Genomic DNA, 22,591 nt, shown 5'->3' on the forward strand with positions numbered 1-22,591 from the left:
GCACGGCTCGGGGACAGCTCGGGAACGAATCGAGAGGCGCGCGGAGGTCCGGTCAGCGCACGGTGCGGGGCTCGGGGCGGTCCGCGCAGCGCTTGAGCTCGAAGAAGCCCGGATCGGTGGCGAGGGTGCGCAGCGCGTCCCACAGCCGCAGGGCGCGCTCGCCGGTGGGGATCTCGCTGAGGACCGGTCCGAACTGCGCGGTGCGGCCGTTGACGGAGAGGGCGGGGACGCCGATGAGGCTCTGGCCGAGGCCGTCGGAGGGCACCCGGGCGTGGGAGGCCCGCAGCGCCTCGTCCCAGCGCTCGGAGTCCGCCTCCTTCGCCAGGTCGAGGGGGAGGCCGATGTCCTGGAGCGCGGCCTCGACGACGGCGCCGGTCCCGCTCATCGCCTCGGTCATCACCTGCTGCCAGGTGTCCGCGGTGGCATCGCGCACGGGGGCGAAGATGCCGTCGGGGGCGTGCAGGCGGCCGCCCAGGGCGGTGTAGAGGGGGCCGACGACGTCGTCGCCGTGGGCGTGCCGTGCGGCGGCCACCACGCGTATGGGCCCCCAGTAGGCGTCCAGCATCCTGCGTCGCTGTTCGGACATCTGCGTGCCGCTGTTGAGCAGGGCGAGGCTCATCTCGTGCCAGCGCACGGTGAGCGGGCGGAGCGCAGCGACCTCGGTGATCCAGCGGGAGGTGATCCACGCCCAGGGGCAGAGCGGGTCGAACCAGAAGTCGACGGTGTCCGCGCCGGTCTCGGTGGTGTCCATGGGGTGCCTTTCTTCTGTCTCTGCTGTGTCGGGGCCGTCGTCGGGGGCGCCGGCGCGGGCCAGTGCCTCCAGGACGGCGTTCTGCCGGGCGTCGCGGACGGCGGCACGGTGCGCGTGGCCGTCCCGCCCGTAGGTCTGTTCGGCCATGTCGGCGAGGCGGTCGATGGTCCGCGCCGTCATGCGGGGGCGGCCGAGGTCCCGCCATGCGTCGTCCATCCCGGGTCCGGCGGCCGCCAGCCAGCGGCGCAGGCCGCCCTCGCCGCCGCCGAGGTGGAAGGCCTGGAAGGGGCCCACGGCGGCCCAGCGCACCCCGAGGGCCCGGGAGACCACGGTGTCGAGCTCGGCCATGGTGACGACGCCCTCCTCAAGGAGGTGGACGCTCTCTTGGAGGATGGCGGCCTGGAGCCGGTTGGCGACGAACCGCGGCACCGGTTTGCGCAGCACGACCGGGGTGCGGCCCACCGACCGGTAGAAGGCGGCGCACGCCTGGACCGTCGCCGGGTCGGTCCGGTTGCCGCCGAGGACCTCCACGAGCGGGATGACGTGGGGCGGGTTGAGGGGGTGGCCGACGACCAGCCGTCCGGGGTCGGCCATCGTGGCGCCCATGGCGTCGGGCAGCAGCCGGGAGGTGGAGGAGAGCAGCAGCGCCGCCGGGGGCGCGGCGGCGCCGACGCGGCAAAAGAGGTCCCGCTTGAGTTCCAGGTCGTCGGGGAGGTTCTCCTGGACGACGTCGGCGTCGCGGACGGCCCGGTCGAGGTCGGGCTCGATCTCCAGCCGGCGGGCGAGTTCGCGCGGGTCGCGGCCGCCGCCCGGCAGCCCGGGGGCCATGTCCCGCAGGGCGGCGGTGACGGTCCCGTGTGCCCCGGCGCGCCGGCTGTGGAGCCGGACGCGCAGTCCGTGGGCCAAAAAGAGGGCGGTCCAGGAGAGTCCGATGGTGCCGGCCCCGAGGACGGCGACCGTGCGCGGGGCGGGGCGGTCCGGTGCGGTGCTCATGTCTCACCCGTCGTGGTCGGTGGGTGGGCCGTCGCCGGGCGTCCGGCGGCGGCTGCCGGAGCGGTGCTCCGGCAGCCGTGCGCGATCAGCTGTTCCAGCCCGTCAGGGCTGGACCTTGGTGGTGGAGAAGGTCACCGGCTGGGCCGGGTCGGCGTAGCACTGGAAGGGGTCCCACTCGTTGGTGGTGGGCTGGAGGCGGTACCAGTAGAACGACGGGTCGTCGAAGCCGGTGCCGCCGGCGGTGGTGGTCAGCGTGCCGGAGCCGGGGGCGCGCATGACGACCTCCAGGTTCGGCAGGTCGTACTCCACACCGCCCTGGAAGGCGTCGTCGGACCGGACGACCAGGGTGTCGCCGTGCCGCTCGATCCACTGGCCGCCGCCGAGGTTGGAGCTGCCGCCGGTCAGCCGGTAGTCCAGCACGGTGGTGCCGGCCGGCACCCGGTACGCGATCCTCACGTCGGTCAGCGTCTTGTTGTAGGCGGCGACCGCGTTGATGGGCGCCGAGTCGAACGTGACCTTGAAGGTCTTGTACGGGGCGACGGTGGCCGGCGCCGTCACGGTGAACGTACGGGAGTAGTCCACCGGGATCCACGAGCCCGACACGCGGGTCTGGCACACGTAGGGCAGCGTGGTCGTGGTCGTGGTGGCGGTGCCGCTGGGCGCCGCCGAGGCGGAGCCGCCCGATGCCACGACACCCGTGACGGCCATGCCCGCCGAGGCGAGGAGGCCGGCTGCCTTCTTCCAGTTCGTCTGCACTGTGTTCCCCTGTTCTTCGCGCCTGGACGCTCCGGGCGTGCTTGGCCCAATCTGATCGCTCTGGCTGGAGCCGCGATCGAGACCGCGTCCAGGCGCCGCGTCACGCCCCTGCGGCCGTCCCGGCGTGCGCGGCGTGGGATCTGGCGCTCTCCAGGAGTTCTGCCAGCGCGGCGGGGTCCATCACCCCGGAGACCGGGGGCCGGCCGTCGATCACGACGGACGGGACACCGCAGACGCCGAGTTCACGCGCCCGCCTCTGGTCGGCGCGGACGTCGTCGGCGTAGGCGTCCCCGGCGAGGACCTCGCGCGTTTCGGCGGCGTCGAGACCGGCCTCCTCGGCGAGGCGGACCAGCACGTCGTGGTCGGTGATGATCAACGCCTCGGTGTGGTAGGCGCGGAGCAGCCTCTCCACCATCTCCCCGGCGACGCCGCGCGCGGCCGCGAGGTGGGTGAGCCGGTGGGCGTCGAAGGAGTTGACCGGCCGGGAGAGGTGCATGTTGAGCTCCAGCCCCTCCTGGCGGCCGTGCCCCTTGATCTGGGCTACACGGGCCGGGACGGCGGCGGGGTCCATCCAGGTCTCCATGATCTTCGCGGCCGTCGGACCGGGCTCGCGCTCGGCCTCGGGGCCGAGTTCGTAGCTGCGCCAGAGGACCTCGGCCTCGTCCTGGTGGCCGAAGAGGTCGAGGGCGGTCTGGATACGGCGCTTGCCGACGTAGCACCAGGGGCAGAGGATGTCGGAGAAAATCTCGATCTTCACGGGGGTCTCCTCGGTGGCGTGCGGGCGGTTTCCCTCGGTGGTCAGTCGATCGACAGGACGATCTTGCCGCGCACGTGTCCGGTCTCGACCTCGTGATGCGCCTGGGGGGCGGCGGCCAGGGGGAAGACCCGGGAGACCTCGATGTGGAGCCGGTTCTGGGCGTAGATCTCGGTGAGTTCGCGCAGGCGCTCGGCGGACCGCTGGCTGAAGATGGCCCGGACGCCGAGTTCCTCGACGCGGGCGAAGTCGACGAGGGTGCCGATGCGGTCGCGGTCCTTGACCAGTTCGACGCAGACGTCGAGAGCCTGGCCGCCGATGCCGTCGAGGGCGGCGCTCACCCCGTCGGGGGCGAGTTCGCGGACCCGGCCGGCGAGTCCGTCGCCGTAGGTGACGGGGATCGCGCCGAGGGAGCGGAGGTAGTCGTGGTTCCGCTCGCTGGCGGTGCCGATGACCGTGGCGCCCCACTCCTTGGCGAGCTGGACGGCGACCGTGCCGACGCCGCCGGCGGCGGCGTGCACGAGCAGGGTGTCTCCGGGGCCGACCTGAAGCGCCCTGAGGGCGGTGTGGGCGGTCTGCGCGGAGGCGGAGAAGGCTCCGGCCTGCTCCCACGGCATGTTCGCGGGCTTGGGCACGATCTGGTCGGCCGGGACGACCAGGTACTCGGCGTAGCAGGACAGCACGGCCCAGCCCAGGACCTCCTCGCCCGCGGAGAAGCCGGTGACGCCCTCGCCGAGTTCGTCGACGACACCGGCGAAGTCGTTGCCGAGGACCTGGGGGAAGGTCACGGTCATGCCGGGCGGGGTCCAGCCGGCCCGGACGGCGCAGTCGTACGCCTGGACTCCGGCCGCCTTCACCCGCACCCGCACCTCGCCGGGGGACGGACGGGGGGTGTCGAGCTCCGTCACCTCGATCGCCTCGGGGGCGCCGAAGGCGCGGATGGCTGCTGCCAGCATGGGGGTTCCTTCCTCCTGCGAACGGGGTCACGGGTGCGCCGGAGATCTCCGGCGCACCCGTGACCCCATCGTGCAACCTCGACTGCGGTTGAGGTCAATTGGGCTGGTCAGGAGGGGAGTTGTTCACGAGCGGGACTCGAGCGGGCTTCGAGCGGGCTTCGAGCGGGCTTCGAGCGGGCTTCGAGCGGGCCTCCCGCCGCCGCGTCGTCCGCCCGGCCCCCGGCGGTGTCCGGGGCGCCGGCCCGGGTTCGGGCGACCGCCTCGATGACGGCGTTCTGGACCGTGTCGCGATCCGCCGCGAGCTCCTCGTAGGAGCGGGCGCCGAACGCCTCGTCGGCCTGGGCGATCACCGTGCCGACGGTTACCTCGTCGACGGGCGGCGTGCCCAGCTCCGCCCAGCCGCGCTCCAGGCCGACGCCGAGGTGCCGGAACCAGTGGCGCAGCCCGCCCGGCCCGCCGCCGAGGTGGAAGGCCCGGAAGGGGCCGACGGCCGCCCAGCGCGGTCCGATGGACGCGGTCACGATCCCGTCCAGCTCGGCCACCGACACCACCCCTTCGCGGACCAGGTGGATGCTCTCGCGCAGCAGGGCCGACTGGAGCCGGTTGGCGACGAACCCGGGGACGGTCCTGCGCAGCACCACGGGCGTCTTGCCCAGGCCTCGGTAGAAGGAGACCGTGTCGTCCACGGCCGCCGGGTCGGTCCGCTCCCCGGCGACGACCTCGACCAGCGGCACGATGTGCGGCGGGTTGAAGGGGTGGGCCACGAGCAGCCGGGACGGATCGTCCATCGCCGAGCCGAGGTCGTCGGGTGACAGCGTGGACGTCGATGACAGCAGCAGCGCGCGGGGGCCGGCTGCGGCACCGGCACGCGCGAAGAGGTCCCGCTTGAGCGCGAGGTCCTCGGGGGTGTTCTCCTGCACGACGTGCGCGCCCTCGACCGCCCGGGCGAGGTCCGGCTCGAACCGCAGCCGGGCGGCCAGCTCCTGCGGGTCCCGCGGCCCGCCGGGCAGGGTGGCCGCGTACCGGCCGAGGGCCGCGCGCACGTGGTGTTCCGCGTCGGGGCGGCGGCTGTTGACGCGGACCGCCATGCCCGCCGCGGCGAAGAGGGCGATCCAGCCGAGGCCGATGGTGCCGGCGCCGATCACCGCGACCGTCCGCGCGGTTGCGGTGCCGTCCGCCGCCGGCGTGCCTGTCGTCTCACTCACGGGTGCTCCTGGGTACGCAGAGGCAGGGGCGCGGATCAGTAGGTGCCGAGGGCTCCGCAGACGTTCATGGCCTGCGCGGTGACGGCCCCGGCCGTGTCGGCGACGAGGTAGTCCACCATCGCGGCGACCTCCGTGACGTCCACGTAGCGGCCGATCGGCACGCGGGTGGTGACCTTCTCGGCGGCCTCGTCCTCGGTGATGTCCCACATGTCCGCGTAGTGGCGGCGGACCCGCTCGGCCATCGGGGTCTCGACGAAGCCGGGGCAGACCGCGTTGACGGTGATGCCGGTCCTGGCGAGGTCCAGGCCCAGCGCCTTGGTGAAACCGACCACCCCGTGCTTCGAGGCGGAGTAGGGGGCCGCGGTGACCGCGCCCTGCTTGCCGGCCGTGGAGGCGATGTTGACGATCCGGCCCCACTCCTTGCCGAGCATGCCGCCACCGGACAGGACCTCGCGGGTCACCAGGAAGACACTGTTCAGATTGGTGTCGATGACGTCGTACCAGAGCTCGTCGGTCATCTCGGCGACCGCGCCGCCGCCGTTGCGCCCGGCATTGTTCACGAGGATGTCGATGGTGCCGTACCGCTCCACCGCCGCGCGGACGAAGCCGCGGACCTCCTCCTTGTCGGTGACGTCGCAGCGGGCCCCGTCGACCTCCAGGCCCTCCTCGCGCAGATACTTGACGGTCCCGGCCAGCCGGTCCCCGTCCCGCCCGCACACGAAGACGCGGGCACCGCCGCGGGCCAACTGCGTGGCCACGGCGAGGCCGATCCCGCTGGTCGCCCCGGTCACCACTGCCACCCGCCGCTGCCGCTCGGCCATTGTTCCTCCATAGAACCGTCTGCTCGAAGCACGTTTGACGGTGCCCAGAGTCGGCTCCGGGGCTCGACGGGCGGTCGAAGGAGGATCCAGCCCGGGGCCGGGCCGGTCCGGCCGGGCCCCGGGACGCGCCGCCGGCGGGCGGCGTGCCGGTACGGTCCCGGCACCGGCCGGCACGACCCGACGTCAGCCGGTAGGTGCCGCGACCCGCGCGGCCGCGCGGGTCGCCGGGAAGGCCCGGGGGCCGGCGAGCACGGCCGCGAGGTGGGCCACCGAGGCCATCGTGATGTGCCGGTGCCAGCCCTGGAAGGAGCGGCCGCCGAAATCCCGCAGGCCAACGCCCTCGGCGATCGGCAGGAACTCGCGGGTGACCGTGGCCGCGAGCTCGGCCAGCTCGATCACGTCGGCCGGCGGAAGGTCCACGGCGTTGGTGAGCCATATCTTGGCCGGCCGGCGCTCCCGGCCCTGCCAGTGGGCCATCAGCAACAGCTGCCGGTCCCCCTCGCGCCGGGCGTCGGGCAGCTGCGCCGGCACGACCGGGATGACCGACACCACGGCGTCCTGCAGCGGCCGGCCCCACGCGTCCTGGCACTCCAGGGGCCGACGCATCCGCTTCATCGACTCGACGAGCTGCTCGGCCTGGATCTCCCGGTCGCTGTAGCCCTGCAGGGCCGTGCAGTCGATCCGCAGCGGCGTCGACGGACAGACCCGCATGACGAGGGTCGCCCCGGCCCGGTCGAAGTGCCCGAAACACTCCGCGACGTCCAGCCCCTCACTGTCGAGGACCACCGGCCAGGGGGACATGCCCCAGTCGCGCACCGGTTCGAGGGCGACCTCGCTCGCACACGCCTCCAGGGTCTCCTGCCGGATCTCCTCCGGAATGCTCGCCATGCGCCGCCGCAAGGTGTCCTCCGCCCAGCCCGGGGGCAGCGCCAGCCGCCAGTTCACCGGCACCGCGGCCTCGGCCGACGCCAGCCACGCTCCGTACGACTGCTGGCCGACGACGGTCTGCCGCAGATGAGGGACGAACTGCTCCTCCACCCCCACCGAGCGGGTACCGACCCGCTCGACCACGGTCGGCAGCACCACCAGGGCACGCGGTTCGGTCATTCGCTCGATCGCGGCGGCGAGGGCACGCCGGATCCGGGTCCACTCCCACGACGAGCCACTGATGAAGTGATGGGTGCTCTGGTGCGCGGCCTCTCCGCCGACCTGGTCCGCGATGTTACGGAAGGTCTTGCGCCCGGTGGCGCTCAGCAGCCCGCGCGTGTAGCGCTCGGCCTGGATCCGCTGGTCCCGCCTGCCCAGAGGCGCGAAGACGAAGTCGCCCAGCCCGGCCACCCACGCATCGATGTCACAGGGCCCGGTGGACGGATTCTCGCCACCCGGGGCACCCCTGTCTGGCCGGCCGCCGTTCATGGTTACCCCCCTGCTCACGGCAAGCACACACTGCCGAACATTTTGACCATAAAATTAAGTTAATTGCATTCAACAAACGAAACAAGGAATAAATTCTGGCCAGAAATTGACACCACTTGGGCCCGGCCCTCCCGTTCATCAGCAGCCTCCGCGACGACGACCGCGCCCCCGGGCCCCCGGATCTGTCCGGATCCGTGCGGAAACCCCGGACAGACCCACACCGGGCGCTTCGCTGCCCAAGCCCCCGCCGGCCCCCACCGGGCCGGCATCACCAGCCCCCTCTCCCGCACGCGCGGGATGTACATCGCCACCACGATCGAGCCGGACCTGCCCGAGTCCGTCAAGAGCTCAGCCGACGCGGACCCCAAGACTGCCCTGACCAGGCCGACCTGCATCCGGGAGCACGGCCTCGAACTCTGCACCCAGTCGCTGAACGGCGTGGACGCCTGCCGCGCCGTGGGCGGCTTCACGACGTGGCTGAAGCGGTTCACCCTGCTCGGGACCGACCAGCATGACTGGACGGCCCATGTACTGGGCTGACCCGCAGCGGGCAGCGGGAGCACATCTCGCCTGAGCACCGCAGTTTCACAGCCCGGCCTCGGTGCAGCGCTGCCGCCGGCGAAACAGAGCCCGTCCACCGCGGGCAGCTCGTATCTTCGCCAAAGCCACTCGATCACCGTCATGGCTTCCCGCAGATTCCCTCAAGCGCGGGGTCTGGCCTGCTGTCCCTGCGGGCCGAACAGGTGGAGGACTTCGACACTCGTCGTGTCGGCGGGCCCGAACCAATGCGGCTCGGTGGTGTCGAACTCGGCGACTTCACCAGGACCGAGTCGCAGATCCCGTTCGCCGATGATCAGGCGGAGCCGACCGGACAGGACGTACAGCCACTCGTAGCCGTTGTGTGTGACGAGCTTCGGTTCGCGCGGGGCCAGGATCTGCTTGAACACCTGGAGCCGGCCGGGATACTCCGTCAGCGGCACGATCACACCGCCGCCCTTGCGGCGGCGCGGGGTCAGGTGCACGCGGGGGTCGCCTGTGGCGGGAGCCGCGATGAGCTGGTCCAAGGCGACCCGGTGGGCTCGCGCAAGGGGGATCAGGAGGTCGAGGGTGGGGCGGCGGATGCCGGACTCGAGCCGCGACAGAGTGCTCACCGAGATCCCGGTCGTCTCGGCCAGGGACTCCAGGGTGAGGCCGCGGTCGCGGCGCAGGGCACGCAGTCGCGGCCCGATCCTGTCGAGGAGGGCGGGTATGTCGTCCACACCCACCATTTTGCGGCCTTCGCAAAAGTGGTGGGGCACCAGGGGGCGTCCGGCGGACTCTGTCGTCACCGACAGCCATCGACCGAGAGGTGCTGCCCGTGACCACGACCACTCCGCCCGTCACCGCCCGAGCCGTGCCCGCCCTCAGTGCCCGCCGGCGCTGGGCGGTACTGGCGATCTGCGCACTGAGCATGTTCCTGGTCGGCCTGGACACGACCATCGTCAACGTGGGTCTGCCCGCGATCGGCAGCGGCCTGGGAGCGAGCACCCGTCACCTGGAGTGGGTCGTCGACGCCTACACCGTCGTCCTGGCGAGCCTGCTGACCACCTCCGGTGCCCTGGCCGACCGCTTCGGACGGCGCCGTGTGTTCCAGCTCGGCCTGACCCTCTTCGGCGCAGCCACGCTGGCAGGGGCGTTCGCCCCGTCCGCCGGTGTCCTGATCGCGGCACGGTCCGTGCAGGGCGTCGGCGCCTCGATGCTGAGCCCGGTGGCCCTGGCGATCGTGGTCAACGCCATGCCGGACGCCCGAGAGCGCGCCCGCGCCATCGGGGTGTGGGCATCGGTCTTCGGGCTGAGCATGGCCGCCGGCCCCGTCACCGGCGGGGCCCTCCTCGCCGCCTTCGGCTGGCGGTCGCTGTTCTGGGTCAACGCCCCGGTAATCGTCGCCGCGCTCGTCCTCAGCGGACTGTTCGTCCCGGAGTCCCGCGCCCCGCGGCACCGCGCGCTCGACCTGCCCGGCCAGGCCCTGCTCACACTCGTCGTCGGCCTCACCGTCGCGATCCTCATCGAGGGCCCGCGCCTGGGCTGGGCCTCACCCCTGGCAGTGACCGGCTACCTGACGGCCGCCGCGTCGGCCGTCGCCTTCGTCACCGTCGAACGCCGCCGCCCTGAACCGCTGATGGACCTCACACTCTTCCGCACACCAGCCTTCAGCGCCGCCGTCCTCGGCGCCGTGGCCGTCTTCACCGCACTGAACCTGACCCTGCTGCTGAACACCTACTACCTGCAGCACACCCGCGGACTCTCCGCACTCCTCGCCGGCTGCGCCACCCTTCCCATGGCACTGGCTGCCACCGTGTGCGCACCCATGGCCGGGACCATGGTCGGCCGCCACGGAGCCCGCCGGCCGCTGCTCATCGCCGCCACGGCCTTGACCACCGGCACCCTGGCCCTCGCCGGCCTCAGCGACCACACGCCGCTTGCCCTGCTGCTCGGCGCCTACCTGCTCATCGGCACCGGGGTGGGGTTCGCCAACGCACCGATCACCAACACCGCGGTCAGCGGCCTGCCACGCGAGCGCGCCGGTGTCGCCGGCGCCATCACCTCGACCGCCCGGCAGATCGGAGCAGGGATCGGCGTCGCGGTGGCCGGCGGCCTCGTCGCCGGCCAGGGGCCCGCGCAGCTCGCCCGCGCCTCCCACCCCGGCTGGATCACCGCCGCAGCGTGCGGAGCGGCACTGTTCGTCGTGGCGCACACCGCCCGCCCGGCCAACTGAAACGGCGCCTTGACTTGACGTTCGACCTCGCCTGTCACCCGACCTGCTGATCTGCGGGCGGCTGGTACGACGTGACCGTCACGGCGGACGCGACCGCCTCTGGTCGCAGCGGTTCACCGGCCACCTCGAGACCGGCCGGGCCAGCGTCACCGGCTGACCCCGGCCCACCCGCGGGCCCGGCCCGCCGTGACGGATGGTGTCGCGGTCCGTCGCGGCGGGGAGGGTCGTGCCGGGTGACCCGCGACCGTCCGCCCTTGCGGCGCGGGTCCGTTCAGGGGCGTGTCAGCAGGGCGCGCAGGGCGGCCTTGTCGGGCTTGCCGCTCGCCGCGAGGGGGACGTCGGTGAGGGTGCTGACGCCCGCCGGGACGCTGGCGTCGCCCAGGGCCCGTGCCACCAGTTCGAGCAGCGCCGCCTCCTGCGGTGCGCGGCCCGGTTGCGGGACCACGAAGGCGTGGATGGCCTCGCCCGTCCGCTCGTCCGGGATCCCGACGACGTAGGCCTGGTCCACTTCGGGGTGGGAGGCGAGGACGCGCTCGATGGGGCCCGCGTAGTGCACGATGGCGTTGACGATGACGACGTCGCGCGCGCGTCCGGTCAGCCGGAGGTATCCGCCCGCGTCGAGCCGGCCGAGGTCCCGGGTGCGGACCCAGCCGTCGCGCAGGACGTCCGCGGTCTCCCGCGGGTCCTCCCAGTAGCCGCAGAACGCGTCCGCCGCCCGTACCCACACCTCGCCCGTGCCGCCCAACGGCAGGTCGCGGCCGGCCTCGTCGCGCACGGTCATCTCGACCGTGTCGAGCGGGCGTCCCACCGTGTCGGCGAGGCGGGGGTCCGCGGCGAGTTCCTCGGGTTCGAGGAGGGTGAGCATGCCCGTCTCGGTCTGCCCGTAGGCGTGGTGGGCCACGGGTCCGAGCAGTTCGGCCGCCTCGGTCAGCCGGTGCGGGGCAAGAGGGGACCCGGCCACGACGAGGGCGCGCAGACCGCTGGTGTCCGCGCCCGCGTCGCGCACTGCGTCGAGAATGCCGTACAGGCGCGGCACCGTGGTCATGCAGGCGGTGACGCGCAGGTCGGCGAAGACGTCGGGGAAGACCAGGGGCCGGTGCGGTATGACCGCGGTGCCCCCGGCCAGCAGGGCGAGGCCCAGGTGCTCGAACATGACGGCGCTGGTGAGGGTGCCGAAGAGCAGGAACCGTTCATAACGCGCCGCGAGGCGCCGGACGCGGTCGGTCCAGCGGGCGGGCTGAAGGGCCCAGTGCTCCGAGAGGGCCCGGTAGGTCACCATCGTGCCCTTGGGCCGGCCGGTGCTGCCGCTGGTGAGGTGGATGACGCCGACGCCGTCGCGGTCGCCGCGGGGGGTGAGGTCGCCGGGTGCGGCGGTGAAGCCCTTCGGGGGCCGCAGCGCGCCGCCGGTCTCCAGGAGTCCGGACCGGCTCGCCGCGGCGGTCAGTTCGGGGCGGCTCGCGGCGTCGTCCGTCACCACCGCGTCGATGTCACGGACGAGGATGTCGCGCAGGTGCTCACGGGTCAGTCCGGGACGCAGCCCGACCACCTGGCAGCCGACGAGGTGGGCCGCGACGCGCACCGCGAACGCCTCCGGTGTGACGCCGGTGTCGAGGGCCACGCGGGCTCCCGGAGCCAGGCCGGCGGTGCGCAGTCCCCGGACGAAGCCGGCGGTCAGGTCGAGCACCTCTCCCCGGGTGACCGTGCGTGCCCCGTGTTCGAAGGCGGGCAGGTCGGGGGCGTCGCGGAAGGCGTCGACGAACGCCTGCGGAAAGAGACCCCCGGGCTTTTCGTCCACTTCGTCTCCATTCTGGACCGGAAGCAGCCGGCACAAAGACGGCGTGATTGTCTGGAAAGCGACCATGCCGAACGGCGAATGGGCTCACTTGGACCGCCAAACACGCCTCACGTTAACCGACGGAAAGAATTCACCGACCAGAGCAGCGAGTGACCTACGTCACACAGAGGCGGTCTGGATCAGTGCTTTAACCATCAAGTAAGATCCTTCCCGCCCCCACGGAAGGCAGGACGAATCCATGTCTGCTTTATCGCAGGTTGACTATCTCGTCATCGGCGGCGGCCCCGCGGGCCTCCAGGCCGGGTACTTCCTAGAAAAGAACGGCCGGGATTACCTCATCGTGGAGGAGAGCGACACCCCCGGCGCCTTCTTCACGCGTTTTCCCCGGCATAGAACGCTTATCTCGTCCAACAAGGTGCACACCGGCTGGAGCGATCCGGAAATGCGCCTGCGCGTCGACTGGAATTCCCTCCTCTCGGACGACGGACCGCTCTTCACCGCCTACTCCCCGCGCTACTTCCCGCCGGCCGACGACATGGTCCGCTACCTGGCGGACTTCGCGCGGACCCAGGGGCTGCGCATCCGCCTCGACACCCGGGTCACCCGCGTCACCCGGCCCGCGGACGGCCTCTTCACGGCGACGGACCAGAATGGCAACGTTATCCGAGCGCGCCGGATCATCGTCGCCACGGGCGTCTCCCGGCCGTACGTGCCGGCCATCGAGGGCGTCGAGGAGGCCGAACGCTACGACACGGTGACCGTCGACCCCGCGGCCTTCACCGACCAGCGCGTCCTCGTCATCGGGCGCGGCAATTCCGCCTTCGAGACCGCCGACAATCTCATCGAGACCGCCGCCGTCATCCACGTCGCCGGACCCGGCTCCCTCAAACTCGCCTGGCGGACGCACTTCGTCGGACATCTCCGCGCGGTCAACAACAACTTCCTCGACACCTATCAGCTCAAGTCCCAGAACGCTGTACTGGACGGCGACATCCTGCGCATAGCACGGCAGCCGGACGGCACTTATCTGGTGAGCGTCAGATTCGCACGCGTCGAGGAAGTGGTGAAAGACATCCCGTACGACCGGGTGATCCTGGCCACCGGATTCCGCTTCGACGCCTCGATATTCGACGACGACTGCCGTCCCGACCTCGTCGTCAAGGACCGATTCCCGCAGCTCACCAGCGCGTGGGAATCCGTGAACGTACCCGATCTGTATTTCGCCGGGACGATCACCCAGTCCCTCGACTTCAAGAAGTCCACCAGTGGTTTCATCCATGGTTTCCGGTACGGGGTGAAGGCGCTCAGCCGCATACTCGAACGCCGTTACCACGACCGGGACTGGCCGCACACCGACCTGCCCGTCACCGCGGATGCGGTGAGCGACGCGATCACCGCGCGGGTCAATCGCACCTCCGCCCTGTGGCAGATGTTCGGGTTCCTCGGCGACGCGGTGCTGCTCGGCACCGACGGCGGGGCCCGGTACTGCGAGGAGGTCCCGGTGGCGCATCTGCACGAGGCCGCCGCCCGGGGCGAGTTCGGGGACCTGGCCGGCTACTTCGCCGTCACCCTGGAGTACGGCGCCGACCACGACCAGGTCGACCCCTTCGACGTCACCGTCGCAAGGACGCCCCAGCGGGACACCGGTGGCCTCGACGCCCGCTATCTCCACCCGGTGGTACGGCAGTTCCTGCCGGACGGCACCGGCAAGCCGGTCGCGGAACACCACCTCACGGAGAACCTGGAGAACGAGTGGGACGACCCCGGCGTCCACGTCGGCCCGCTCGGCTCCTTCCTCGCCTCCCGGCTGTCCGCCGGGGACGGCCTCCCGGCCGGCAAAGCAGCCGCCGCGCCCAGGCCGTGACCGGCCTCCGGACGGGCCCGGCGTACGATCCGGCCGCACTGGCACGCCGGGCCCGCGCGGAACTGCGGCCGGAGCGCTACGACTTCATCGCCGGCGGGGCGGGCGAGGAGACGGCACTGCGGGAGAACGAAGACGCCTTCGCCCGGCTGGCTCTGCTCCCGCGGGTGCTGCGCGGCGGCCCCGGCCCCGGCACCCGCGTGCGGGTGCTGGACCGGGAGTGGCCGGCACCGCTCTTCGTCTCGCCGACCGCCTTCCACCGTCTCGCGCATCCCGACGGCGAACTGGCCACCGCGCGTGCCGCCGCCGCGACCGGGACCCCGCTGGTCACCGGCATGGCCGCCACCACCTCCGTCGCGGACGTCGTCGCGGCGGCCCGCGCGAGGGACCCGGAGGCCGTCGTCTGGTTCCAGCTGTACCTCCAGCCGGAACACGAGGTCACCGCCGAACTCGTGCGCCGGGCCGAGCGGGCGGGCTGCTCCGCCCTCGTGGTCACCGTCGACTCCCCCGTGTTCGGGAGCCGCACCCGGGACCTGCGCAACGGCTTCCACGACCTGCCGCCCGGACTCGCGGCCGAGAACATGCGGGACCTGCCCGGTGCCGCGCCCGGCGGCACCCGCGACATCGCCATGTGGCCGGCGGGCTGGGACGATCTGCGGCGGCTGCGCGACCTGACCGACCTGCCCCTCGTCCTCAAGGGCGTGCTGCATCCGGCGGACGCGCGGGTCGCGGTCGAGCAGGGCATGGACGCGCTGCTCGTGTCCAACCACGGGGGACGGCAGCTCGACGCCGCCCCGGCGGCGCTCGAGGCGCTCCCGGCCGTCGCCGAGGCCGTCGCGGGACGGATACCGGTCCTCATGGACGGCGGGGTGCGCCGCGGCACCGACATCGCGCTCGCCCTGGCCCTGGGAGCGGTCGCCGCCGGCGTGGGGCGGCCGGTGCTGTGGGCGCTGGCGACGGCCGGCGAGGACGGGGTGAGGGAGCTGCTGAGCGCGCTGCGCGCGGACTTCGCCCAGGCGCTCGCCCTCTGCGGCGGGCACCGGCCAGGGGACCTCACGGCCGACCAAGTCGTCGCACGCGGACTCCCGCGCCACCGGCCGAACGGGGAACGAGCATGGTGAGCCGGAGGACGACAGCGGCGACGGCACTGGGCGGCGCACTGCTGCTGTCCCTGCCCGCCTGGCTGCCCGGCCGGGTCGTCGCCCTGCGGATGAAGGTCTTCGCCCGCGTCAACGGCGACGAGGGCATACCGCTGCCCAGCGCCGTCTTCGGCGCCGACCGCTTCCAGGAGGTCTACGGCCACCCCGCCGCCGGGGGCCGCAGCAAGGGCGCGGCACTGTCCGACCTGTTCTGGTACTGGCTCGCACCCGGCGCCGACGTCCACCAGGAGCATCTGGAGGCCGGTCCCCGCTACGAGGAGGTGGCCCGGCGGACGCTCGCCATCCTCTCCGGCCCGTCGGCCGAGCTGTACGCCGCCGCGGCGAGGGCCACCCGGCGCGTCCTGGAGACGGCGGACACCGGTCGGATCCGGTCCGTGCGGCTGCGCGACCTGATGATGCCGGTGTGGGCCGAGTTCTTCTACGAACTGGTCTTCCGGGAACCCTGCCCGGCCGAGGCCCGGCAGCTGATCGTCGGCAACGCCACCGACGTGGTCGACGCCCTCAAGTGCACCCGGCCGCGCCACATGCGCCGCAGGAACCGGCTGACCCGCTATCTGCTGCGCCGGCTGGCCGCCGGTGACGTGCCGCACGAACTGCCCGGCTGTCTGACCCGCCGCCAGCAGGCGTTCTACCTGCAAGGCACCTTCTTCAACACCGCCGTGGTCCAGATGTCCGAGGCGATGGCCCATCTCCTGCTGGCCCTGGCCCAGCACCCGGACGTACAGCGGAGGGCGGCGGACACCTGCGACGACGACCGCTACTTGTCGTACGTCATGAACGAGACGCTCCGGGTGTTCCCGCTGTTCGGAGTGGCGCATCGCATCACCACCGCCGACATCGCGCTCGACGGCCTGCCCACGATCCCGGCGGGCTCCGTCCTCACCTTCAGCTACCCCGACTACCACGCCACCGGTCACACCGATCCCGAGCGCTTCGATCCGGAGCGCTGGGCGACGCTGTCCGCGAAGAACGCCCACCACATCCCCTTCGGCGTCGCCGCCAACCGGCCCTGTCCCGCCTGGCGCCTCGCACCGGTCGTGATGCGCGCCGCGACCCGGGAGGTGCTGGCCCTCTACGTGCTCGACTCACCGGTCGGGCACACCCGTTCCATCCCCCACCGTGCTCCCTGTCTGCTGCTGCCCCGCGAGCGGCCCGCCTCCCGGGCCACCAGGCTCGCGCTGCGCACGGCGCTGGCCGTTCGCGACCGGGCCGAGGACGTCGGACGCAGCCTGCTGCAACTGGTCCTGGGCACCTGGATGGTGCTGGACGCCCGCCGCACCAGGCCCGCCACGACGTACTTCGCCCGGTACGACACCGAGGGCCGCCCACTGGGCGCCGGCCACGGTACGCCGGGCACCGGGGCGGGACGGGAGCACGGCGCGACGGCCTGCCCGTACCCGGGCCGGAGGGCGTGAAGGCATCATCCCCGCAGACCCTCGTGGACGTCCCCAGGTCCGCACCGGCCTCCATGGGTCTCCCAAGGCCCCCTCCCCCAGGAGTCATCGTTGTCCACCACCGAGATGGGCCCGGCGTTCTTCCTGGCCGTGGCCGTCATCCTCACCGTCTGCCGTCTCGTCAGTCTGCTCCTGCGCCGCCTCGGCCAGCCGCCCGTGGTCGGGGAGATGGTCGCCGGGGTGGCCCTCGGCCCGTCCGTTCTCGGCCTCCTCTCCCCCGGCCTGGAGAAATCCCTGTTCCCGGACGAGATACGACCCATGCTGTACGTGGCCGGGCAGGTCGGTCTCGTCGTCTTCATGTTCCTGTCCGGCTACGAGTTCCGGACCGACCGGCTCCGGTCGGTGGGCCGCACGGCGGTGCCCGTCTCGGCGGCCGGCATCGTGGTGCCCTTCCTGCTCGGCTCCGGGCTGGCCTGGGCGGCGCACGGTGCGGTGGACCTCTACCCGGACGGTGTCTCGCCCACGGTGGGCGCGCTGTTCGTCGGGGTCACCGTGGCCATCACCGCGTTCCCGATGCTGGCCCGGATCATCACCGAACGCGGCCTGACCGACACCCGTTTCGGCTCGGTCGCGCTGGCCTCCGGCGCGATGGACGACGCCGTGGCATGGGTGCTGCTGGCGATGGTGCTGAGCATGGCGGGCGGCAACGCGGACACCTTCCTGCTGGCCGTGGGCGGCGCGATCGGGCTCGCCGTGTTCCTCGGCGCCTTCCTCCGCGTCCGGGCCAGGGTTCTGGAGCGGGCGCGACGGCTCACCGAGGAGCACATGCTGCTGGTCACCGTGCTCCTGCTGTTCCTCGCCGCCTGGTACACCGACCGCATCGGCCTGTACGCCGTGTTCGGCGCCTTCAGCCTCGGCGTGGTCTTCCCCCGCGACCCGGTGGTGACCCGCGCCGTGGCGGCCATCGCACCGATCAGCCGCATCGTGTTCCTGCCCCTGTTCTTCACCTACTCGGGACTCAACACGGACTTCACGCTGCTGTCCGGCAACAATCTGATCCTGTTCACCGTCGCCTGCGTGGCGGTGGCGATCACCGGCAAGTTCGGCGCCTGCTGGGCGGTGGCGCGAATGCTGGGCGAGCCGCCGGAGATCGCCCAGCGGGTGGGCGCGCTGATGAACGCGCGCGGGCTGATGCAGCTCATCGCCATCAACGTCGGCCTCAGCGCGGGCATCGCCTCGCCGGCCCTCTTCGGCGTCCTGGTCATCGTCGCCCTGGTCACCACGGTGATGACGGCTCCCGTACTGACGTTGCTGGACCGGCGGCAGGCGGCCCGGCAGCCGGACGAGAACCCGGCGGCCGAGACGCGCCCCGCGCGGTAGCGGGCACCCCGGGCGGGATGCCACCTGACGATCCAGAACTCCGTCGTCACGTCAGAGATGTCCGTAGTCACCCCTGGGGACGCGCCACCCTCGTGCGCGGCCACGCGGCCATGACGAGGCCGCGCGGATGGCGGGTGGAGGTCATGACTCCCCGGCCCTGCCTCGCCAGGACGGGTAGAAGGCGCCACTGGTTCACCACGGCCACGACCGTCGCCATCATCTCCGCCCGGGCGAACAACTCGCCGATGCACTGGTGGCCTCCCGCCCCGAAGGGGATGCAGGCCCCCCGCAGGACGGCCGACCGGCCGCCCCGGTCGCCGGCGAGGCGGCGTGACCGCGCGGTGGCGGTCTCGGCACGACCGCGGTCGTGGGAACGCAAGGCAAGGCGCACCATACGCGAGGACGCGTGGCTGGAGACATCCGGTAGCACAGCCGCGTGGTCCATGCCGCCCTCCACTGCGAGGGTGGCTGGGGTGGCCAGGATCCGAAAGGCAGCGGTGGCGGGGCCGCAGGGGGGCGTCCGGTGCTCCTCGCGGCCCGCCGGCGGCGGCCGCCCGATATCCCCTCGTGCCGGGGCGCGCCTGCTGGAATGATCCCGTCGCGAGGTCACTACCATGTGGCCCCAAGACAACCATTCGGCCGGTGCGTTGGACGCGCGTCGGCCGGGGTCGCCGATGCCAGGGACCGCTCCCCGGGCTGCGGTGATCTTCCTGGCCAGGAGGACCCCCCGCATGTTCCGACGAATAGGCAATGCTGTCGTCCGACATCCCGTCTGGACGATCGTGGCCTGGCTGATCGCCGCGGTGGCGATCGTCGCCACCGCTCCCGGCCTGCCTTCGAACAGTGACGAGAGCAGCTTCCTGCCGAAGAGTTACGAATCCATCAGAGCGGCAAATCTGCAGCAGAAGGCGTTCCCCAGCGCCTTCACGCCGTCCGCGATCGCGCTGTACCAGCGCACCGACGGCGGCCGGCTGACCGACGCCGACAAGAAGGACGTCGCCCGGATCACCACCGAGCTGGGCAAGAAGCACATCGACCAGGTGCAGAAGGTCGTCCCCGGCCAGCCGTCCAAGGACGGCAGGTACACCATGACCCTGGTCCAGATGGACAGCAAGAAGGCCGGCCAGCCCGAACAGGCCGACGCGGCCAAGACCTTGCGCGACGACGTCAGGCAACTCGCCAAAGGCACGCACCTGGAGGTCAAACTGGGCGGCTCCGCGGCCCAGGCACTCGACCAACAGGACTCCTCCAAACGCGGACAGGCACTGATCGGCATCGGCACCTTCGTCATCATCCTGGTGACGCTACTGATCATCTTCCGGGCGCCGATCCTCGCCATCCTGCCGCTGGTCCTGATCGGCCTGGTGTCCGCCATCGCCAACGGGCTGATCGCCTACGCCACCAAGCTGTTCGACCTCCAGGCCAACAGCTCGATCTCGTCGATCCTGATCGTCGTGCTCTTCGGCGTGGGCACGGACTACTTCCTGTTCCTGATGTTCCGCTACCGCGAACGCCTGCGCGCCGGCGACGAACCGAAGCAGGCCATGGTCAACGCGGTCGACCGGGTCGGTGAGGCCATCGCCTCGGCCGCCGGGGCAGTCATCATCGCCTTCCTCGCGCTGGTGCTGTCCACGCTCGGCTTCCTCAAGCAGATGGGACCGGCACTCGCCATCGCGGTCGCCGCCACGCTGGTCGCGGGCCTGACCCTGATCCCGGCCGTGGTCTCGCTCATCGGGCCGAAAGTCTTCTGGCCCTCCAAGTCCTGGCAGCGGGAACCGGAGAACGCCCGCTTCGCCGCCCTCGGCCGCGGGGTGCGGCGCCGCCCGGCGCTGACCGCCGGGCTGTCCGGACTCGTCCTGGTCGTGCTGTCGCTGGGCATCCTCAACTTCAACGCCACCTTCGACCTGGCATCCGGGTCCATGCCCAAGACCAAGGAGTCCATGGTCGCCCAGGACGAGATGCAGAAGGCGTACTCGGCGGGCGCGGCCGCTCCCACCGACGTCTACCTGTCCAGCACCGACGGCAAGCCGCTGGACCGGGGCGCGCTCGACTCCTACGCGCGCAAGCTCGGCGCCGTGGACGGGGTCGCGGACGCCCGGATGACCCAGCTCAACAAGGCCGGCACCACCGCGGACTTCACAGTCACGCTGAAGTACGAGGCATCGACGGACAAAGCCATCGACGCCGTGGGCCGGGTGCGCGTCGTCGCCCACACCGACGCCCCCGACGGCACCGAGGCCCTGGTCGGCGGCATGTCCTCGATCTTCAAGGACATCGACGCCGCGGTCAACCACGACTACCGCACGGTCTTCCCCGTCGCCGCGATCCTCATCATGATCATTCTCGGGCTGCTGCTGCGCAGTGTGGTCGCGCCCTGGTACCTGATGGCCTCCGTGGGCCTGGGCTTCGGCGCCACCCTCGGTGCCACCGTGTGGATCTTCCAGAACGGCCAGGGCCATTCGGGCCTGATGTTCATGCTGCCGGTGATCATGTATCTCTTCGTGGTCGCCATCGGCACGGACTACAACATCCTCATGATCGCCCGGCTGCGCGAGGAAGCCCGCGAGGGCCGCGAGCCGCGCGAGGCCGCCGGCATGGCACTGCGGCACGCCGGGCCGACCGTCGCCGCGGCCGGCTTCATCCTGGCCGCCACCTTCGCCACGATGATGCTGGCGGGCAACTCACTGCTCACGGAAATGGGTTTCGCCGTCTCCTTCGGCATCGTGGTCGCCGCCTTCGTGATGTCGATGTTCTTCACACCCAGCCTCACCGCGCTCATCGGGCACGCGGCCTGGTGGCCCGGGCACGGAGACCGGGCCGCCCGGACCGGTTCCGCCGGCGCGGTCCCGGCCCACGGAGGCGAGGGCCGCGACAGCATCACCCACAACCCCGCCGGCCGCAGCAACTAGGGTCCGTCTTCAAAGATCATCTAAGCGTTGTCCCGCAACTCTGGAGCGCGCTTGCCGGTGTCCGGTTCGACCTGCTTGGCCGGGATCCCGTTGAGGCCACGAGTCGGGGCGGAACCGGGCAAGTCGGTCCGGCTTTGATGACTATCAGCCTTCGCCTCGAGTTACGGGACAACGCTTAGGGTGTCTTCAAACGGATCTTGCCCAGAGCAGGAACGACGCCAGGCTGACCGCTGCTTCGTAGGAGGTGGCGGTCTTGTCGTACCGGGTGGCGATGCCGCGGAAGCCCTTGAGTCGGTTGAAGCAGCGCTCGACGGTGTTACGGCGACGGTAGAGCTGCCGGTCGAAGGCGGGAGGCCGGCCGCCGCGACGGCCCCTGTCGCGGCGGTGGCGCTGCTGATCGCTCTTCTCGGGGATGGTGTGCGCGATGCCCCGTCGGCGGAGGTAGGCGCGGAAGCCGCGGGAGCTGTCGGCCCTGTCGGCCACGATTTGGTCCGGCCGGCAGCGGGGACGGCCGGGGCCGGAGCGGGGGACGCGGATGCGCTCCAGGAGGGGCCGTGCGCAGATGCCGTCGTGGCGCTGGCCTGGAGTCAGCAGGATGGCAAGGGCGCGTCCGCGGCCGTCGCAGGCCCGGTGGATCTTTGTGGTCAGTCCTCCTCGGGATCGGCCAAGAGCGTGATCGCCCGGTTCGTCCGGCTGATGGGCCCCCCTTTTCGGCCGGTGGCGGCGGCGTGCTGGTGAGCGCGGACGATGGTGGAGTCGATCTGGACGAGCCAGTCGATGTCACCGGCCGCGTCCGCACGGGACTGGATCTTCTGCAGAGCCCGGGTGAACACGCCCGTCAGGGCGTAGCGACGGAAGCGGGTGTAAACGGTCTTCCACGGCCCGTAGCGTTCCGGCAGGTCACGCCAGGAGATCCCGGTCCGGATCTTGTAGACCATCCCATTGACGACCTACCGGTCCGACACACGCGGCCGCCCAGTAGCGGCCCGCGGTATCAGCGGAGCGAGTAACTTCCACTCCTGATCGGTGAGTTCATGACGGCGCAACACCCCACCATGACCCACCACTAGATGATCTCTGAAGACGGACCCCAGCTGGGCGCCATGGCGCTTTTGCTGCACTGGCGCACCGCAACATCGAGGTGCCGGGCGCGCCAGGTGCTCAGCAGCCAAGCAGCCGGCAGCTGAAGGGTGAGCAGAGCGAAACCCGCTGTTGCGAAAGCGTCGTCGGCCGGCACTGCGGCTCCGTCCTGCCAGGCGGTGAGGCCTGCCCACAGCAGGAGGATCAGCAGGTAGGCGCCTCCGTCGACCAGCGGGATGCGCCACTGCGGTGCGGCAGGGGTGAAACGGCGCGTCAGGGTCAGGGTGAGCGTGGCGGCGGCCAGGAACACGTAGGACAGGGAGTTCGTCGGCCACTGCGATACCCAAGACCCGAGACTGCCTGCCGCCGCTGACCAGGCGAGGTCGACCACAGCTCCGATCATCCAGGAGCCGATGACAACGGTCAGCGCATAGGTGACGGCGTTGCGCCAGGTGACGGTCATGTCACGCTCTTCCGTTCGTAGGCCAATGGAGCACCCTGTGCGGTGATCCGCTTCCATGGTCAGTGTCCTCCTTTCCCGACGGTACGCGGACTTCGGGGTTCTTCCCGCACGGGCGGCCCTCGCGAGCTTGCGCGAGGGCCGC

18 protein-coding genes and 2 pseudogenes are annotated in these 22,591 nt (G+C 71.7%); 7 read left to right on the top strand and 13 right to left on the bottom strand.

Annotated elements, in window-relative coordinates; all coding sequences use genetic code 11:
• Positions 1-52 precede the first annotated feature (52 nt).
• From ACF061_RS27725 to ACF061_RS27760, 8 genes and pseudogenes are all read right to left on the bottom strand, one after another.
• Positions 53-751 (bottom strand): DsbA family protein, encoded by a 699-nt coding sequence (locus tag ACF061_RS27725; RefSeq protein ID WP_392269801.1) that lies wholly within the window; start codon positions 749-751, stop codon positions 53-55.
• Between the two features lie 240 nt (positions 752-991).
• A pseudogene (locus ACF061_RS27730) lies at positions 992-1,744 on the bottom strand (3-hydroxyacyl-CoA dehydrogenase NAD-binding domain-containing protein); the annotation flags it as partial.
• Between the two features lie 102 nt (positions 1,745-1,846).
• A complete protein-coding gene (locus tag ACF061_RS27735) occupies positions 1,847-2,500 on the bottom strand; it encodes a hypothetical protein (RefSeq protein WP_392269707.1) in 654 nt (217 codons plus the stop codon).
• A gap of 100 nt (positions 2,501-2,600) precedes the next feature.
• On the bottom strand, positions 2,601-3,257 hold the full coding sequence (locus tag ACF061_RS27740; RefSeq protein ID WP_392269708.1) for a DsbA family oxidoreductase: 657 nt from the start codon (positions 3,255-3,257) through the stop codon (positions 2,601-2,603).
• A gap of 41 nt (positions 3,258-3,298) precedes the next feature.
• Positions 3,299-4,210, bottom strand: a complete 912-nt coding sequence (locus ACF061_RS27745; RefSeq protein ID WP_392269709.1) for an NADP-dependent oxidoreductase — start codon at positions 4,208-4,210, stop codon at positions 3,299-3,301.
• Positions 4,211-4,317: 107 nt separating this feature from the next.
• Positions 4,318-5,415 carry a 3-hydroxyacyl-CoA dehydrogenase NAD-binding domain-containing protein gene (locus ACF061_RS27750; RefSeq protein WP_392269710.1) on the bottom strand — a complete coding sequence of 366 codons (1,098 nt, stop codon included), beginning with the start codon at positions 5,413-5,415 and terminating at the stop codon, positions 4,318-4,320.
• Positions 5,416-5,450: 35 nt separating this feature from the next.
• The gene (gene fabG, locus ACF061_RS27755) at positions 5,451-6,236 is read right to left on the bottom strand and encodes a 3-oxoacyl-ACP reductase FabG (protein WP_392269711.1); all 786 of its coding nucleotides are present in this window, start codon (positions 6,234-6,236) and stop codon (positions 5,451-5,453) included.
• Between the two features lie 183 nt (positions 6,237-6,419).
• On the bottom strand, positions 6,420-7,574 hold the full coding sequence (locus ACF061_RS27760) for an IS701 family transposase (protein ID WP_392269712.1): 1,155 nt from the start codon (positions 7,572-7,574) through the stop codon (positions 6,420-6,422).
• A 375-nt stretch (positions 7,575-7,949) separates the two neighbouring features.
• On the opposite strand from ACF061_RS27760, the gene ACF061_RS27765 reads away from it, so the two are divergent.
• Positions 7,950-8,192: a hypothetical protein gene (locus ACF061_RS27765; protein WP_392269713.1), complete on the top strand. Its 243-nt coding sequence runs from the start codon at positions 7,950-7,952 to the stop codon at positions 8,190-8,192.
• 161 nt (positions 8,193-8,353) lie between these two features.
• Here the strand turns inward: ACF061_RS27765 and ACF061_RS27770 are convergent, their stop codons facing one another.
• Positions 8,354-8,920, bottom strand: coding sequence for a helix-turn-helix domain-containing protein (locus ACF061_RS27770; RefSeq protein ID WP_392269714.1), 567 nt, complete (start codon positions 8,918-8,920; stop codon positions 8,354-8,356).
• An 89-nt stretch (positions 8,921-9,009) separates the two neighbouring features.
• Here ACF061_RS27770 and ACF061_RS27775 point away from each other — a divergent pair, with 89 nt between their 5' ends.
• Positions 9,010-10,407, top strand: a complete 1,398-nt coding sequence (locus ACF061_RS27775; protein WP_392269715.1) for an MFS transporter — start codon at positions 9,010-9,012, stop codon at positions 10,405-10,407.
• Positions 10,408-10,678: 271 nt separating this feature from the next.
• On the opposite strand, the gene ACF061_RS27780 is transcribed toward ACF061_RS27775, so the two are convergent.
• Positions 10,679-12,202 carry a class I adenylate-forming enzyme family protein gene (locus ACF061_RS27780; RefSeq protein ID WP_392269716.1) on the bottom strand — a complete coding sequence of 508 codons (1,524 nt, stop codon included), beginning with the start codon at positions 12,200-12,202 and terminating at the stop codon, positions 10,679-10,681.
• 238 nt (positions 12,203-12,440) lie between these two features.
• On the opposite strand from ACF061_RS27780, the gene ACF061_RS27785 reads away from it, so the two are divergent.
• From ACF061_RS27785 to ACF061_RS27800, 4 genes are all read left to right on the top strand, one after another.
• On the top strand, positions 12,441-14,066 hold the full coding sequence (locus ACF061_RS27785) for an NAD(P)-binding domain-containing protein (RefSeq protein WP_392269717.1): 1,626 nt from the start codon (positions 12,441-12,443) through the stop codon (positions 14,064-14,066).
• Positions 14,063-15,184, top strand: coding sequence for an alpha-hydroxy acid oxidase (locus ACF061_RS27790; protein ID WP_392269718.1), 1,122 nt, complete (start codon positions 14,063-14,065; stop codon positions 15,182-15,184). The genes ACF061_RS27785 and ACF061_RS27790 overlap by 4 nt, the downstream gene beginning before the upstream one ends.
• Positions 15,178-16,638, top strand: coding sequence for a cytochrome P450 (locus ACF061_RS27795; RefSeq protein WP_392269719.1), 1,461 nt, complete (start codon positions 15,178-15,180; stop codon positions 16,636-16,638). The genes ACF061_RS27790 and ACF061_RS27795 overlap by 7 nt, the downstream gene beginning before the upstream one ends.
• A 90-nt stretch (positions 16,639-16,728) precedes the next feature.
• Positions 16,729-17,997, top strand: coding sequence for a cation:proton antiporter (locus ACF061_RS27800; RefSeq protein ID WP_392269720.1), 1,269 nt, complete (start codon positions 16,729-16,731; stop codon positions 17,995-17,997).
• Between the two features lie 67 nt (positions 17,998-18,064).
• Here ACF061_RS27800 and ACF061_RS27805 read toward each other — a convergent pair whose 3' ends face one another.
• Positions 18,065-18,376, bottom strand: a complete 312-nt coding sequence (locus ACF061_RS27805) for a cytochrome P450 (protein ID WP_392269721.1) — start codon at positions 18,374-18,376, stop codon at positions 18,065-18,067.
• 352 nt (positions 18,377-18,728) lie between these two features.
• Between ACF061_RS27805 and ACF061_RS27810 the strand changes: the two genes are divergently transcribed.
• Positions 18,729-20,906 (top strand): MMPL family transporter, encoded by a 2,178-nt coding sequence (locus tag ACF061_RS27810; protein ID WP_392269722.1) that lies wholly within the window; start codon positions 18,729-18,731, stop codon positions 20,904-20,906.
• A gap of 186 nt (positions 20,907-21,092) precedes the next feature.
• Here ACF061_RS27810 and ACF061_RS27815 read toward each other — a convergent pair.
• A pseudogene (locus ACF061_RS27815) lies at positions 21,093-21,952 on the bottom strand (IS5 family transposase).
• Between the two features lie 20 nt (positions 21,953-21,972).
• On the bottom strand, positions 21,973-22,506 hold the full coding sequence (locus ACF061_RS27820; protein WP_392269723.1) for a hypothetical protein: 534 nt from the start codon (positions 22,504-22,506) through the stop codon (positions 21,973-21,975).
• Positions 22,507-22,591 lie beyond the last annotated feature (85 nt).

The organism is Streptomyces sp. NPDC015220, from assembly GCF_043079345.1.
Lineage (GTDB): Bacteria > Actinomycetota > Actinomycetes > Streptomycetales > Streptomycetaceae > Streptomyces.